The sequence below is a fragment of the Bifidobacterium coryneforme genome (assembly GCF_000737865.1).
Classification (GTDB): domain Bacteria; phylum Actinomycetota; class Actinomycetes; order Actinomycetales; family Bifidobacteriaceae; genus Bombiscardovia; species Bombiscardovia coryneformis.
Genome location: NZ_CP007287.1, coordinates 183337 through 198376, shown reverse-complemented (window position 1 = coordinate 198376; position 15040 = coordinate 183337). Strand labels below are relative to the sequence as shown.

At 62.0% G+C, this 15040-nt stretch carries 12 protein-coding genes and 1 tRNA gene; 5 read left to right on the top strand and 8 right to left on the bottom strand.

Annotated features, from left to right (window positions below):
* Window positions 1–70: 70 nt before the first annotated feature.
* On the bottom strand, window positions 71–1945 hold the full coding sequence (gene metG / locus bcor_RS00720; RefSeq protein WP_033498720.1) for a methionine--tRNA ligase: 1875 nt from the start codon (window positions 1943–1945) through the stop codon (window positions 71–73).
* Window positions 1946–2134: 189 nt separating this feature from the next.
* Between metG and bcor_RS07155 the strand changes: the two genes are divergently transcribed.
* Both bcor_RS07155 and bcor_RS07605 read left to right on the top strand, forming a co-directional pair.
* A complete protein-coding gene (locus bcor_RS07155) occupies window positions 2135–2857 on the top strand; it encodes a hypothetical protein (RefSeq protein ID WP_148303924.1) in 723 nt (240 codons plus the stop codon).
* The gene (locus tag bcor_RS07605) at window positions 2857–3246 is read left to right on the top strand and encodes a variant leucine-rich repeat-containing protein (protein WP_238548558.1); all 390 of its coding nucleotides are present in this window, start codon (window positions 2857–2859) and stop codon (window positions 3244–3246) included. Before bcor_RS07155 ends, bcor_RS07605 begins: the two co-directional genes overlap by 1 nt.
* 62 nt (window positions 3247–3308) lie before the next feature.
* Here bcor_RS07605 and rsmI read toward each other — a convergent pair whose 3' ends face one another.
* Complete coding sequence (gene rsmI / locus bcor_RS00705; RefSeq protein WP_051875759.1) at window positions 3309–4295, bottom strand: 16S rRNA (cytidine(1402)-2'-O)-methyltransferase; 987 nt, start codon at window positions 4293–4295, stop codon at window positions 3309–3311.
* A 202-nt stretch (window positions 4296–4497) separates the two neighbouring features.
* On the opposite strand from rsmI, the gene bcor_RS00700 reads away from it, so the two are divergent.
* Window positions 4498–6057: a dolichyl-phosphate-mannose--protein mannosyltransferase gene (locus tag bcor_RS00700; protein ID WP_033498729.1), complete on the top strand. Its 1560-nt coding sequence runs from the start codon at window positions 4498–4500 to the stop codon at window positions 6055–6057.
* 87 nt (window positions 6058–6144) lie between these two features.
* Here the strand turns inward: bcor_RS00700 and bcor_RS00695 are convergent, their stop codons facing one another.
* A complete protein-coding gene (locus bcor_RS00695) occupies window positions 6145–7584 on the bottom strand; it encodes a glycoside hydrolase family 1 protein (protein ID WP_033498718.1) in 1440 nt (479 codons plus the stop codon).
* Window positions 7585–7892: 308 nt separating this feature from the next.
* Here bcor_RS00695 and bcor_RS00690 point away from each other — a divergent pair, with 308 nt between their 5' ends.
* Both bcor_RS00690 and bcor_RS00685 read left to right on the top strand, forming a co-directional pair.
* Window positions 7893–8600, top strand: a complete 708-nt coding sequence (locus tag bcor_RS00690) for a DedA family protein (protein ID WP_033498717.1) — start codon at window positions 7893–7895, stop codon at window positions 8598–8600.
* A 165-nt stretch (window positions 8601–8765) separates the two neighbouring features.
* Window positions 8766–8838 (top strand) — tRNA-Ala (locus bcor_RS00685).
* 98 nt (window positions 8839–8936) lie between these two features.
* Here bcor_RS00685 and bcor_RS07475 read toward each other — a convergent pair.
* From bcor_RS07475 to bcor_RS00655, 5 genes are all read right to left on the bottom strand, one after another.
* Entirely contained in the window at window positions 8937–9977 is a 1041-nt protein-coding gene (locus bcor_RS07475) for a hypothetical protein (protein ID WP_148303923.1), read from the bottom strand.
* Between the two features lie 360 nt (window positions 9978–10337).
* Complete coding sequence (locus tag bcor_RS07150; protein ID WP_148303922.1) at window positions 10338–11186, bottom strand: DUF4190 domain-containing protein; 849 nt, start codon at window positions 11184–11186, stop codon at window positions 10338–10340.
* Window positions 11187–11332: 146 nt separating this feature from the next.
* Window positions 11333–13027 (bottom strand): DEAD/DEAH box helicase, encoded by a 1695-nt coding sequence (locus bcor_RS00665; RefSeq protein ID WP_033498715.1) that lies wholly within the window; start codon window positions 13025–13027, stop codon window positions 11333–11335.
* 210 nt (window positions 13028–13237) lie between these two features.
* Window positions 13238–13807 carry a heat shock protein transcriptional repressor HspR gene (locus tag bcor_RS00660; protein WP_033498727.1) on the bottom strand — a complete coding sequence of 190 codons (570 nt, stop codon included), beginning with the start codon at window positions 13805–13807 and terminating at the stop codon, window positions 13238–13240.
* 120 nt (window positions 13808–13927) lie between these two features.
* Window positions 13928–14947, bottom strand: a complete 1020-nt coding sequence (locus bcor_RS00655; RefSeq protein WP_033498714.1) for a DnaJ C-terminal domain-containing protein — start codon at window positions 14945–14947, stop codon at window positions 13928–13930.
* Window positions 14948–15040 lie beyond the last annotated feature (93 nt).

The following is a 15040-nucleotide window of genomic DNA, read 5'->3' as shown; positions in this document are numbered from 1 at the left end:
AATGGCGTGCAGAGCCAGTACAGGCCTCAGCCGAATGCCCTCGTCCGAGGCCCGAAACAGGGATGCCCGATCAGCCTTCGGATTGCTCCTTGAGCTTGGCCTGCTCGGCTTCGAATCTGGCCTGTTCCTTCGCCTTGCGCTCATCCAGCTGGTTTTGGAAGCGGTCCAACTCCTCCTGAACGGCCTCCTTGGGAATCTTGGCGAAAATCGGGGTGGGCTTGGCGATTGGAGTACCGTCCTTGATGTCCTCGCGGGACCAGGGATGCACATTCTCGCCCAATATATAGGTGCCGGTGATGATCGGGTAGGTGAAGCCCGGCTTATCCAGGTCCTCCACCTCTTCCAACCGGGGCAGGGGCGAAAAGGTACCGGTGCCGCCCATGGCCTCGTAGACCTTCTGGGAAGCATGGGGCAGGAAGGGGGCCAGCATGGTGTTGGCATCGCAGACGACCTGGGCGGCGGTATGCAACACCGTAGCCAGACGGTCGGGGTCGTCCTTGATCTTCCAGGGTTCCTGGGCCGAAATGTACTTGTTGATGTCACCCACCAGGCCCATGGCCTCACCCAGAGCCGCCTTCTGGCGGTGGCGTTCAATCAGCCCGCCGACCGTATCGAAGGCTTGCAGACCCTTGTCAAGGAGGGCCCGGTCCTCCTCCGTCAGCCAGGAATCCTGAATCTCGGGGATGCAGCCGAAGTCCTTGTTGAGCAGGTTGGCAACACGGTTGACCAGGTTCCCCCAGGAAGCCGCCAGCTCCTCGTTGTTGTGGCGCACGAATTCCGACCAGGTGAAGTCGGAGTCCGAGGTTTCAGGCCCTGCCACCGAGATGTAGTAGCGGACCGCATCCACCGGATAGCGGTCCAGGATGTCCTTGACGTAAATCACGATGCCGCGGGAGGAGCTGAACTTCTTGCCCTCCATGGTCATGAACTCGCTGGCCACCACCTGCTCCGGCAGGTTGAGGTCGCCGTACCCGCCGGCCTCGCCTCCCTTCGACCCCTTGCCGTTGTACGCCAGAAGCTCGGAGGGCCAGATCTGGGAATGGAAGGTGATGTTGTCCTTGCCCATGAAGTAGTACCCGGGGGCTTCCGGGTCGTTCCACCACTTGCGCCAGGCCTCGGGATCACCCTGGCGGCGGGCCCACTCGATGGAGGCCGACAGGTAGCCGATGACCGCATCGAACCAGACGTAGAGCTTCTTGTTGGGGTTGTCGATCCAGCCATCCACGGGTACCGGTATGCCCCAGTCGATGTCACGGGTGATGGCTCTGGGCTTGACCTCCTTGAAGAGCCCCAGGGAGAAGTTGAGGACGTTGCTCCTCCAGCCCTCCCGAGTCTTCAGCCAGGCAAGGTTGGCCTCGGCCAGGGCAGGAAGGTCCAGGAAGAAGTGCCGGCTCTCCTCGAAGCGGGGGGTCTCACCGTTGATCTTGGAAACAGGGTTGAGCAGCTCGTCCGGGTCCAGCTCGTTGCCGCAGTTGTCGCACTGGTCGCCACGGGCCCCATCGGCACCGCAGATGGGGCAGGTTCCCTCGATGTAACGGTCGGGCAGGGTACGACCGGTCGATGGCGAAATGGCGACCTTCTGGGTGCCCTCGTAGATGTATCCGTTCTCCAGGCACTGCTTGAAGAGCTCCTGGACCACATGCTCATGGTTGCCCGTGGTCGTGCGGGTGAAGAGGTCATAACTCAGACCCAGGTTGCAGAGGTCCTTGGCGATGACCCGGTTGTAACGGTCCGCGATTTCCTGGGGGCCCACACCCTCGGCATCGGCCTCGACCAGGATGGGGGTGCCGTGTTCATCGGTCCCGGAGACCATGAGGACGTCGTTGCCCTTCATGCGCTCATATCGGGCATATACATCGGAAGGTACGCCGAATCCGGCCACGTGACCGATATGACGGGGCCCGTTTGCGTAGGGCCAGGCGACGGAAACAAGAATATGACTCATAGTTGCAAGGGTATCGTTTTCGGCCTACAACCGGGCGGTCCCGACGTGGGTTTCAGCCTTTCATCCACAGGGTTTCTTCCCTGCCTCGTTCCGTACACCGCAGCCACTTTTGCCGCCGGACTTATCCACAACCGCCCTTCCCTCAAGCAACCTTCGAACCACCCTGTAATCTTCCGTAGGGTCGTGGCCATGACTCGCGAACACGTTTTCGGGGGAAACCGGACCTTGTCACCAGTCGGGGCGAATCTTGCCTCCAGCCAATCAACCGGAACGGCAACCAGGTCAGGTAGGGGGACAGGAGCACACCAGGGAACCGCAACCGGCCCTGCCGACGCGCCCCCTGATACGCCGGCTCTCCCCGCACAGCCAGGGCTGATACACATTGACGACCTGCCAGGGCGACTGAGCCTTGCCCTGCTTGTCCGGCTTGGCATCGTCACCGTCCTCGACAGGTCAACCTGCTATCTGAACGAGGCGGCAGGTGGCATCTTCGGTCGGGCCTCAATCGTCAACCCCCTACTCCCCTTCGGGGCGGCCGCCTGCGGGTCCCTGGCCCTCTGGGTCTGGATGAGCGGAGAGTTCCCGGAGGCACTCGACATCATCTCCAACTCCCACTTTCGCGCACCAGTCCTGGGACGCCCCCTCCGGCCCCACAACCGTAAGCTCAACCCCCAATACCTGATGCGGGTGGGCGAACTCTGGGTGACCTCCCCCTTATGGACCGCCTGTGACCTGGCCTGTGAGGAGGCCGACCCCCTTAACGGGTTCTCCCGCAAGGAGCGGATTCTTGAACTCATGGACCGTTACCGGATCAGCTGCCCGGAATGCCTGGACCTGTTGTCCGCCAACCCCCGATGGCCCGGCCACGCCACTGGAGTGCGAATCTTCACGGACCTGAAGGACCTCCTCTGATGTCCGGCCGCCACCATCGGCAGGGGTCCGGTCGCCGGGCCACCTCGCTCTCAACCCTCTTGGGCCGAGGCCACCTGAATAACCGTCGCGGGAGGAATCATCAGAACAGGGCCGAGAGGATTTCAGCGGTCGGCAGGGCCACCTACGCCCAACCCGACAGGAGTCCCGGACCCGGGCCTCCGGAACCGCCTCTGGTACCCACTCCCGTCATGGCCACCGACCCGGATACCCCACCGGAGGTCCTCTGGTCCATAGCCCAAAACCACCCCGAACTACGCCGTTGGCTGGCCGCCAATCCGGCCGCCACCCCGGCACTGCTGGAAACCGTTTCCCAGCTCGGAGGCCCTGGGGTCAAACGGTCCCTTGATATCCTCCTCGGGAACTCATAAGGATGCGGTCGTACCAGGCGCCGACCGCATCACTTTCGACCGCAAGCCACGGTCGCCGCTCCCTAATTTTCCTGGCGGTCATCCAGGGTAGCCGCGTAGACCTTCTTGCGGTTGGGAAGGGAACCGTCCGGCAGTGGATGCTCGGCCACCACCCGAGCGATGGCATCCTTGATCCTGATCCCCTCCTCGTCGGCCCGCCGCTTGGCCAAGGCAGCCAGGGCCTGATCCGAGAGGACTTCAGGACTCTCCGCCCTGACCTGGTCGGGGTCGGCACCAGCCACCACCAGAACCATCTCGCCCCGGGGCGGGTCCTGGGTCAGGGATTCGACAATTTGGGCAAGGGTCCCCCGCCGAACCTGCTCATGGTCCTTGGTCAACTCCCGGCAGAGGGCCACGGGTCGATCCGCACCGAAGACCTCCTCCAAATCCTCCATGGCCTGGTCAATCCTGTGGGTGGTCTCGTAGAAGACCATGGTCCGCGGTTCATTCCGCAGCGAGCGCAGATGGCGGAGACGTTCACTGTGGCGCCTGGGCAGGAATCCCTCATAACAGAATCGGTCCGTGGGCAGTCCGGAAAGGGCCAGGGCATCAAGGACGGCGCTGGGCCCCGGTGCGCAGGTGACGGGAATCCCCCGTTTGATGGCCTGCCGGACAATGGACATACCCGGGTCGTTGATGGTGGGCATACCAGCATCCGAGACAACCAGGGCGCAGGCCCCATCGGACACCTGGTCCAGAATCGGGTCGGCCATGTGGTCCTCGTTGTGGTCATGGTAGGCCACCACCCGTCCTGATACCCGTACGCCCAGCCTGTTGGCAAGGTCGTAGAGCCGGCGAGTATCCTCGGCAGCCACCAGGTCGGCCGACTCCAGAAGGGCGGCCAACCGGGTGGAGGCGTCGCCGACATTGCCTATGGGAGTGGCCGCAAGGACCAGTGTTCCGCCGGGGACATAGGCGGATTTGCCCTCCGGTTCCGTACCCGCCACCACGCCCTTTTCCGGCAAGGATTTGTTGGTCCGGGAAAGAGATTGTTCTTCATGCCTCATCATGATTCCAGTATGCCTACTCTTGGTGATGATGACAGCCACCGTCAGTTATTCTTCGCAGCATCACTCCGCCAGACATGGCCGGCGTGCCGCCCGTCGCATGGGTTCTCTACCCATGTCCGGACGGCGGTTCCGACAGCTGCGCGGAATCCGGAGTCTGCAGAACCTGACGGTACGGCAGCGAGAATGGCTGGGATGCACTCTCATGGCCCTCTTCGGCGGCCTTCTTCGATTCATTAGACTCGGCACCCCACACGCCATCGTCTTCGACGAGACCTATTACGTCAAGGACTCCTGGGCGATGTTGCAGACCGGAGAACCCCGGAACTGGCCCAAGACCCTATCTCCCGGCAACATCCCCATCGACCAGGCCTTTGCCCAGGGCAATGTGAACCAGTGGTTGAATTCCGCCGAATATGTGGTCCACCCACCTGTCGGCAAGTGGTGCATCGCCCTGGGGCTGAAACTCTTCGGAGGGGCCGAAAATCCCTTTGCCTGGAGGGCCGCCACCGCCCTTGCCGGCACCATCGCCATTCTTCTTCTCTGCAGGGTGGCTCTCAGACTCTTCCGCAATCTGCCCATCGCCATGATGGCGGGCTTCCTCATGTCCATCGATGGCCTGGGCATCGTCATGAGCCGCACCAGTCTCCTGGACAACTTCCTCATGATCTTCGCCCTGGCCGCCTTCCTCTGCCTCCTGGGGCACCGCGACTGGGCCCGGGCCCGACTTCGCGCCTCCTGGCGGGTGGACTGGCGAATCGAGAAGATTCACTACCGGGTCCGCACCGCCATCCCCTGGCTCACGGAGGAGATGGACGAGGACAGCAAGGCCCTGTACACCGACACCACCGGCCCCTTCATCGCCTGGTCCTGGTGGAGAACCTGGGCCGCCATCTTCCTTGGCCTGGCAACCGGCACCAAGTGGTCCGGCGCCTACCTCTTCGCGGCCTTTGCCCTGATATCCGTAATCTGGGACGCCTGGGAGCGGCATAAGGTCGGTTATGGAGGCTGGTTCAAGGCCGGCATCTTCAAGGACGGGATTCCCGCAGCCCTGGTCATGATCCCCATCTGGGCCGGCACCTATCTGGCATCCTGGACCGGATGGTTCAGGCACGACGATTCCTACATGCATGGGTGGGCGGCCAGCCACCCCGGACAGGGCCTGACCTGGCTGCCTGAGGGGTTGCGATCCCTGGTCGAGTACCACCGGGAAATGTGGCGGTTCCACACCACCCTGGATGCGGCGCACCCCTACATGTCGAGCCCGCTGACCTGGCCCCTGCAGACACGGCCGACCAGTTTCTACTGGCAGAAGCTCACCGACCACCCCGGTCTGTGTGCCATCAGCCCGGACTCCCCGTGCGTCGTGGCTGTCACATCCCTGGGCAACCCCCTGATCTGGTGGCTGGGTTCCATCTGCATCGTTCTCGGCATCGGTCTCTGCCTGCGCGCCGACAGGAGCGACTGGCGACTCTGGGCGACCATGGCCGGCCTCATAGGAGGGTGGCTCCCCTGGTACCAGTACCTGAACCGGACCACCTTCACCTTCTACTCCATCATCATCCTGCCCTGGATGGTTCTGGGAATCTGCTACATGGCCAACTGGGCCCGCCACAACATCAGCCGCACGCTCTATCGGCAGATGATGTGGACGACACTGATCATCATTGGATTGACCTCGCTCTTCTTCTACCCCCTCTGGACCGCGATGCCGGTTCCCTACTGGTTCTGGCGCATCCATATGTGGCTGCCCAGCTGGATATAGTCCATCAACAAGGCCCGCTACGTTCTCCGACCCGAGAACCTGCCATCGGGTCGGAGAACGTAGCGGGCCTGACCGGAAATCCGCAGCCTAGATGGCGTTGTCCCTGACGATTTGCGTGTACCTGAGACCGGAGTCCTTCCAGATTCGCTCCTGGGTCGGGTACTCCACACGAATCAGCCCAAACCGCCTGGTGTACCCCAGGGCCCACTCAAAGTTGTCGAGCAGGGACCAGGCGAAGTAACCGGTTACCCTGGCCCCGTCCCGAATGGCATCGGCCACAGCTCCGACATGCTGCTCCAGATAGGCCACCCGCTTCGGGTCATGCACAATCCTCCCCTTGGCCTGCGAGGAATCGGGGCTGACCTCGTCCTCCCAGGCGGAACCGTTCTCGGTCACCATCAGGTCCAGGTCCGGGAATCGGCGGGAGACCTCCAGCAGGAGGTCCGCCAGACCTTGGGGTTCCTGATTCCAACCCATGGCCGTCAGTTCACCTCGGGGCGGCAGGGTCTCCACCGACTCCTGGGCCGGCATGGCATTGGCCTCCTGGTCGGGCAGGCTTCCCTGGGGACCGACCGCCGCCCTGGCCGGGCTGTCTTCACCATGGCTGGCCTGCACGTACGTGGTTGAGTAGTAGTTGATACCGAGCACGTCGAGCGGCTGGTGGATGGTCTCCAGATCGCTCTCCTGGACGAATCTCCAGTCGGTGATTCCCTGGGCCGCCTCCCTGATGCGCGGGTCATAGGTCCCGGCAAGCATGGGGCCGAGCCAGACCTCATTGGCAAAGAGGTCCGCCCTGGTCTTGGCCGCACGGTCCTCCTCGCTCTGCGACTGGGCCCGAGTTACCTGCAGGTTCAAGGTGACCGAAACACGGGCCTTGTCGCCCAGCTCGGCTCGGATGGACTGGGCCCCCAGCCCATGGGCCAGGTTCAGGTGATGAACGGCGGCCAGGGTCTGGTCATAGTCCCGTATCCCCGGTGCATGAACGCCGTTCCCGTACCCCAGATAGGCCGTGCACCAGGGCTCGTTCAGGGTGGTCCAGGTATCGACGGAGTCGCCGAAGGACCTGGCAAGGACTCCGGCATATTCCGCATACCGCTTGGCTGTGTCCCGGTTGGCCCAACCTCCTGCATCCTGAAGGTACTGGGGCAGATCCCAGTGGTAGAGGGTCACCACCGGCTTGATGCCCTCCTCACGGAGCATGTCGAGGACCCGGCGGTAATGGTCCAACCCGGCCTGATTCACCCCACCTCGGGCGCTGGGGAAGATACGGGGCCAGGCCACGGAGAAACGGTAGGCACCCACCCCCATCTCCTTCATCAGGGCGATGTCTTCGGGGTAGCGATGATACTCGTCACAGGCCTGATCCCCGTTCGACCCGTCGAGGATTCTCCCCGGTTCCCGGCAGAAGGTATCCCAGATGGAATCCGCCCGGCCCTCCTCCCTGGTGGCCCCCTCCACCTGGAAGGAGGCTGTGGCCGTCCCCCAGGTGAAATCCGACGGGAATGCAAACCTACTCGTCTCGCTCATGCACACACCTCTTCCTTGACAGTGCCAGCCCTTTTATCGTCCTTGTACCTGGAACCGGAGGGCCGATCGGTTTCAACCATGCAATCGATGCCACGTCTTCATCAGCGCAGCATCGACCTCGCGGCCTATTGTCCCACCGAGCAGGCCTCCGAGTCTCAAATTTCGATTCCTTTCGCCCGGAGAAGCGGCCGGTTGTGTTGTCCCGGCAAGGATATGCACCGAAACCAGCGGACATGGAGGACACCTTGTTAGAGTATGAGTCGGTTTTGCATTTCGAGGACTTCGACTGACAGGACGGTGTCTTATACATGGGTGTCATCAACTGGCTCTTGAACCTACTCAGGGACCCCCGCAGTGCCATTGCCGGGTGGATCGCCATGGGACTGGGGCCGACCTACACCTTCATCTTTCTGATCATCTTCATAGAGACTGGCGTAGTCTTTATGCCCTTCCTGCCCGGCGACTCACTCCTTTTCGCGGCAGGGGTCTTCGCGCACGATCCCTCCAGCGGGCTCAAGCTGGACATCCTCCTGCCCATCGTATGGTTGGCCCCCCTCATCGGCGACCAGAGCAACTACTTCATCGGGCACTTCTTCGGGCGGGCCATCGTCCGCTCCGGCAAGGTCAAATCGCTGACGCCGGAGCGTATCGCCAAGACCGAAAATCTGATTGACAAGTGGGGACCCCTGGCTGTTGTGCTGGGCCGATTCCTCCCCTTCATCAGGACCTTCATGCCCTTCATCTCCGGTATTTCAGGCATGAAGTGGCGGCGGTTTACCCCCTTCAGCATCCTTGGTGGCCTGATCTGGTCGACCATCTTCACCCTTCTCGGCTACTTCTTCGGCGGCATACCGGCCGTTCAGGAGCACTTCGAGCTGGTCATCATCCTCATCCTGGTCATCTCCGTCCTCCCCACCGTCATCGGACTCCTCAAGGCAAGATTCGGCAGGAAACGCGAGGACGTCGAAACGGCGGAACCGGAATCGGCAGAAGAAGCGGCCGACCAGATCCGGTAGGAACAGCACAATCAAGTAAGGCCCCGCATAAGCGGGGCCTTACTGTACCTGGCTGAACCATCTGGGTCCGCGGCCACCTCTCGGTGCCTTCCGGCCCCGAATTGCGTTTGGGCGGAGCCCGCGCTAAAGTAGCCTCTGTTGTTCGGCTAGGGTCGGGCAACGATTGGGGCTGTAGCTCAGTTGGTAGAGCGCTTCGTTCGCATCGAAGAGGTCGGGGTTTCGACTACCCTCAGCTCCACAGGGCCTTTGTCCAATCAGCCGATTCCGGCACCTTCCTGATCAGCACGGCCGGCAACATAAGTACCGACCGCGCCAACCATGCCTGGCCGACTGCCTCTAGGCAGCAAACTCCAACCCATTGCTCAGATCACAGATGGGTTCTACTTCAGTATGCTCGGAATACTGGAGTCCGCTCTCCCAGTCGTCGTCAGAAGTCAACTCGCTACTACTATCGTCGTAGACGCTCTGGGAATTGCTCTCACTGGTCTTTTCCGATATCTGCTTCCTATGCTCTTTGTCCATAGTAACCAGCCCCCATACGACGAAGATAAGGATGAGCAGCCAGACAAGGCAGAGCGCCGAGGCGACCTGTGAAAGTCTTTTGCTGGCCTTGTTCTTCGCGGTGTAGAAACTGATAGGCGCGACAAATAAGGCAATTGGCCAACAAGTCAGGGACAGCACCAGTGACGTGATGGCGAGACCACTGGCCCCCTTGCTCTCCTGGTCGTCAGGCGGCGCAACCTGCTGGGGCTGACCCATATAAGGGTTCTGAGCCATGTATGGAGCCTGGGCCGGGTAAGGACCCGGTGCAGGATAGGCAGGCCTTGCCGCATTGGGTACGAAAGGAGCAGGACCCGCTCCATTCTGCGGCCCTTGGAAGCGCTGACCGCCAGGCTGGGCAACCTGTGGATACCCAGGTTGAGGTTGCGCACCTACCGGAGCAGTATGCGGCATGGCGGCGGGCCGTCCCTGGCCCTGAGGAACAGCAGGACGGGAAGCGGCATGGGGGCCGCTGACATTCGAGCCTGCCTGCGGAGCTTTGGCCTGAGGAGCCCCGACCCGTGGCTCACCCTGAGGGGCAGCCGGTCGCGAATTGACCGGAGGGGGCGTAGGCATTGAACCAGCCTGCACAGCTGCGGGCCGCGAATCAGCCGCCACTGCATCAAGTCGGGCACCCTCCCCTTCCGAGGCAGGCAGGCAATCCCACGTATAGGCATCATCGGACACTTGCCCACCCGATTCGACAGAAGAGGCATGCTGCTGCTCTGCCTCCAGGTTGGAAGTGGTCGCCGGGACACTGCCGGAATCAGTCAATCCTTGGGCATCATTCGCCCCGGCATTGATGTTCTGCGGGTCCATGGTCGAATCGTTGTTCATCTGCTTCTCTTTCCGCCAGTGCGACGATGTGAATCACAATCGGAGCAACAAGCTGTTTCCATCACAGGTATTGCCACAGGCATCAGGTTGCCCGTACTGCGTATACAGAGCGAACAGCAGGATGCCCAAACCGGCCCAGTCAGGAGCGGCGGACATCGACGGATTTATTCCCCTACCGTCAAGACGGCGCAAACCAGCTTCCTTGGTTTCCCCTCTCCTGCACACCATTCGATGCACAACCCCGGAAGCACCTGAGCACCGGATACGCCGATGCACGCGGCCATATGGCAATACTACCATCGGTAATATGAAAGAGGCCGGGACAACCAGTGTGGTATGCCCGGCCTCTCAGAAATTCAATCAGGACACTTTGCCATTCTCATCGTTGACCTGGCTGGCGCTGAAGGAGTTGTCTGCCGTGTGTACGACAACCTCGACAGTGGGGTGCTTGAAGCCCTCCTTCTTGAGTTCCTTGGCCAGCTGTGTCATGTTCGTATTCAGAGCCGGCTGGTCCAGGATCTGATCGGCGGCATCGCTGTCAATCTCCTGCCCTTCAGGCAGTTCCATGCTCAGGTCGATGACGAGTTTCTCGTCCCCATCGGCCTTCAGAGTGGCGGTGACGTTCTGCTGCTTGAGCTGTCCGCCCATGGTGGAGTAGAACTCCTGCACATCAGGAGACCTGTCGATCCAGTCCTGCATGTTCTTGTACTTACCAGTACTGCTTCCCCCGACTGACTGGCTGATTGAATGGGAGACCTGATCCATCGTCTTGTTCATGACGTTGTAGACGAGGATGTTGGAGCCGATCATCATGATAATGGAGATGACCAGGGCCGCGATCGACATGCCCTTGCCCTTGCGACGATCCCCCTTGTTGAACTTGACCAGGCTGACAATCGCCAGGATCAGGCCAACCAGAGGCAGGAGGAAGGCCAGAACGAGGGCGGTGATGGCCATGCCGCTGTAGGAGTCGTCCTTCGGAGCAGCCTGGGGCTGACCGTTGAACTGAGGGTCGCCCTGAGGCGGATACTGGACGGGATCAGCGCCATAGGCGGGCTGCCCGTAGGCCTCTCCGGCCATAGGAGCCGAAGACTCCTGCCCATACCCATATTGACCCGCACCTGTTGCCGGGTAGGTGGGTGCGTCGGAATCGGCTGGATTCTGGCTGCCATATCCCTGGTTATCAAAATTGTGCGAATCTTCGCCCATTATTCTCTCTCCCCAGCGCGTCTCTCTTGACACGCTCATCGGTTTTTGTTCCGGTGACCGGATCCGGTCACGAGTTGCAATGCTACCAGGTCCCCATACGCAGAGGAACCGGGGCCAATGGGCAGGCCCCGGTTCCTCTGGTACAATCAGCGGCTACGTGAGGAGCGGAAGGGGTTGGAGTCCCTGCGATGCCTATGGGGTCCATGCTGGAAGCCACCCGACCTGCTGGAGGCCCTGTCACTGCCAGCGCCCCGGCCACCCCTGCGGCCACCTTGGCCACGTCCGGAACCGTCCGACCAGGCCGCCCCGTCTCCGCGGCGGTTCCCTCCACGACCCCTACGGGTGCGGGCATCGATGGGGCCTTCCTGGTTTGCAAAGTCATCTTCCCTGCGCGAACGTCCGGAACGGTCACCCCTTCGACGGGAACCACCATCGCGGAACTTCCTGTCCTGACCACGATCGCGCCCACGGTCACGATTACGGTCACGGTCACGCGAGCGACCCCGACCTCCCGACGAGCGGCCGCGGGAGCCTTCCTTGCGACCCCCTTCGGAGCGACTTGGGGTTGAGGACTCCAGGGACCATCCCTGAATGGGATCCGCCACAGCGCCTACGAGTTCCCCGACCTCGGGAGAGGAAGCCGTGACGTGAACGGGTTTGGCATCGATATGGGCCATCCGGAGCAACCGCTTGGTGTCGCGACGTTGGTTGGGCAGGACCACGGTGACCACATCACCGGCTTTTCCGGCACGGGCCGTACGACCGGAACGATGCAGGAAGGACTTGGGGTCCGCGGGCGGATCCACCTGTACCACCAGATCCACATCGCTGATGTCAACACCCCTTGCGGCCACATCAGTGGCCACCAGTACGCGGACGTCACCCCTGGAGAAGGCCTCAAGATTGCGGTCACGCTGGTTCTGGGAGAGGTTGCCGTGCAGCTGGGCGGCCGGGATGCCATTGGTGATGAGGTTCTTGGCCAGCTTCTTGGCCTGGAACTTGGTGCGGGTGAAAAGGATGCGCTTGCCCTTGCCCGAGGCCAGACGGCGGACCAGGTCGTGCTTGGCGTCCTGAGTGGTCTCAAAGATGTGATGCGTCATCTGGTCCACTTGCTGGGTGGCCGAATCCACCTCGTGGACCTTGGCGTTCTTAAGGAAGCGCTTGACCACGGCATCCACCCCATGGTCCAGGGTTGCGGAGAAGAGCATACGCTGACCACCGGGCCTCACCTGGGTGAGTATGCGCTCGACCGCAGGCAGGAAGCCCATGTCGGCCATCTCGTCGGCCTCGTCCAGAACGGCGATGCTGACGGATTCCAGGGAGAGCACCCTCTGCTGGAGGAGGTCCTCCAGGCGGCCCGGGCAGGCCACGACAATCTGAGCTCCGCGCTTCAGGGCATCGACCTGCCGGCCCTGCTTGACCCCGCCGTATACGGTGCAGGTCCTCATGTGATAGGCATTGGCCAGGGGCGTCAGGACCTCATCGATCTGGTTGGCCAATTCACGGGTGGGAGCCAGGACCAGACCCCTCGGATGCGGAACGTTCTTCCGGCCCCGGCCACGGTCGGAGTCGCTGGATTCCTGTGGCAGGGTGGTCTCGTCGAGAGCCAGGCGTGCCACCAGGGGAATCGTGAATGCCAGGGTCTTGCCGGATCCGGTCCGGCCACGCCCCAGAATGTCGCGTCCGTCCAGGGAATCAGGCAGGGTGTCCTCCTGGATGGGGAAGGCCTCGGTCTTCCCATCGGCTGCGAGCACCCTGACCAGGGCATCGGGAACGCCCAGGTCGGCAAAGGTCGTGCCGGCCTTGGACCCTGCGGTAGTTGAAGTTTCAGTTTCAGGCATGACGTGAGATGTCAAGGATGGCCTTTCGAGTGGGAAATACGACGGGCACATCGGTTGATAGCCCGCGAGCCGCGAGCAAAGCAGAGGATTTCGCGGAAGCAATCAGCATTTCCCGGCAATCACAGCATTCAGGCGACGATCAACCGCATTCCTGAGTGGAAGCGGCTAACCTGTCAACAATACCACAGAGCAGGGAACCGACTCGGCAGGTCAGGAGTGCATCCCCCAGATAATCAGCGACTTGGAGGTGGTCATCTGCGGCTTGTCGCCATGGGTGGAAGCACCGGTCGAGTACTGCCCGTATTCGTGCGTTATCTCCTGTCGCCACAAGCGGGCGCTATCGGAACGTTTGATTTCGACCACCCGGCCATCCGCCGCGGCAGCGAATATGCTGGGGCCTTCGGCCTGCCTGGAACGTCTGAGTTGCCGCCGCAACTGGCGGTTCTCCTCGGCCAGGGCCAGGATCCTGGTCACCCCTGCCAGGTTGATGGATTCATCCTGACTCAGATGCTGGGCCTGGGTCAGCCGGTCCAGGTCACGCAGTGAGTAACGCCGCGCTCCCCCCTCGGTCCGTTCGGGCACAACCAGGCCCAGGCGGTCATACTGGCGGAGGGTCTGCGGGTGGATGTCGGCCAGGGTCGCCACCTGACCCACACTGAAGACCGGAAGCTCGATGTCCATGCCGGCGTCATCAGCCGCATCCAGGTTCACCTGGTCCCGGACCAGGGCCTGGGCACAGGCAAGGTACATCTGCCTGGTCTCCCTGTCTATCCGTGTCATGATCTTCATCCCCTTTCCGTTCCCCCACACCACAATCGGATCCTCTCCGCACAACCTGTGCCAGCCCCTCTCCCGGAGGGGACCGGGAGGGGCTGGTACAGGTTGCCGATGAATCGGCCTTCAGATCTTCATGCGGTCATCAGCCACCTGGGCATCAAAGTCCTGGCTGGCCTTGGCGAATTCACGCATGGCCTTTTTCTGGGCCAACCCGAGTCTGTCGGGCATCCGTATCCTGATTCTGCCAACCAGATCGCCGTTGCCACGCCTGTCCTGTACCCCCTGGCCGGACACCCTGACCTGATCGCCGCTGGACGATCCGGCAGGCACCTTGAAGGTGACCACCTGGTCATCCACATCACGTACCTGGACCTTGGCCCCCAAAGCAGCCTCGGAGACGGTGACGGGGAGGTCCATGACCAGATCCTTGCCATCCATCCCGAAGCGGGCGCTGGGCTCGACCTTGATCTGCAGGTAGAGGTCACCGTTGGCGCCCCCGTTGCTACCGGGCCGACCCTTGCCGGGAAGACGAATCCTCTGCCCGTCATGCACCCCTGCCGGAATGTGGGTCTTGAACTTGGACCCGCCCACGCTCAACGAGACCGTGGCACCTTTGACGGCCTGCCGGAAGGAGAGACTGATTGAGGAGTTACGGTCCTGCCCCTTGACGGGCCTGGCCTCCTGCCGGGTCTCGTACCCGCTGAATCCCGTCGGGTTGCCGCCCGCGGCCCCTCCGCCACCGAAGGTGGAGAAGATATCGGAGAAGCCGGGCTGACCCCCTCCTGCACCGAAGTGGATTCCACCACTACCCGGTGCTCCACCGGCCCCGAACATGGAGCCGAAGATGTCGGAGAAGGCATCGGTACTGAATCCGCTCTGACCTGATCCTCCGGAAAAGCGAGCGCCTCCCATGCCGAACTGGCGGATGGCATCATACTTCTGACGCTGCTCCTTGTTGCTGAGCACGTCATAGGCTTCGGAGATTTCCTTGAACCTCTCCTCGGCCTCCTTGGTCTTATTGAGATCGGGATGGTATTTGCGGGCAAGCTTGCGGTATGCCTTGGTGATTTCCGCATCGCTGGCGTCCTTGGAGACACCAAGGACCTTGTAATAGTCCTTGCTCAGCCACTCATTCTCAGCCATCCATGTCTCCTTTCCTCATAAGTAACGAATATCGGATTGAGAACCGTCATCTGTGCGCGCGGCGGCGGGCGGAGATTCCCGCCTCGCCGCCGC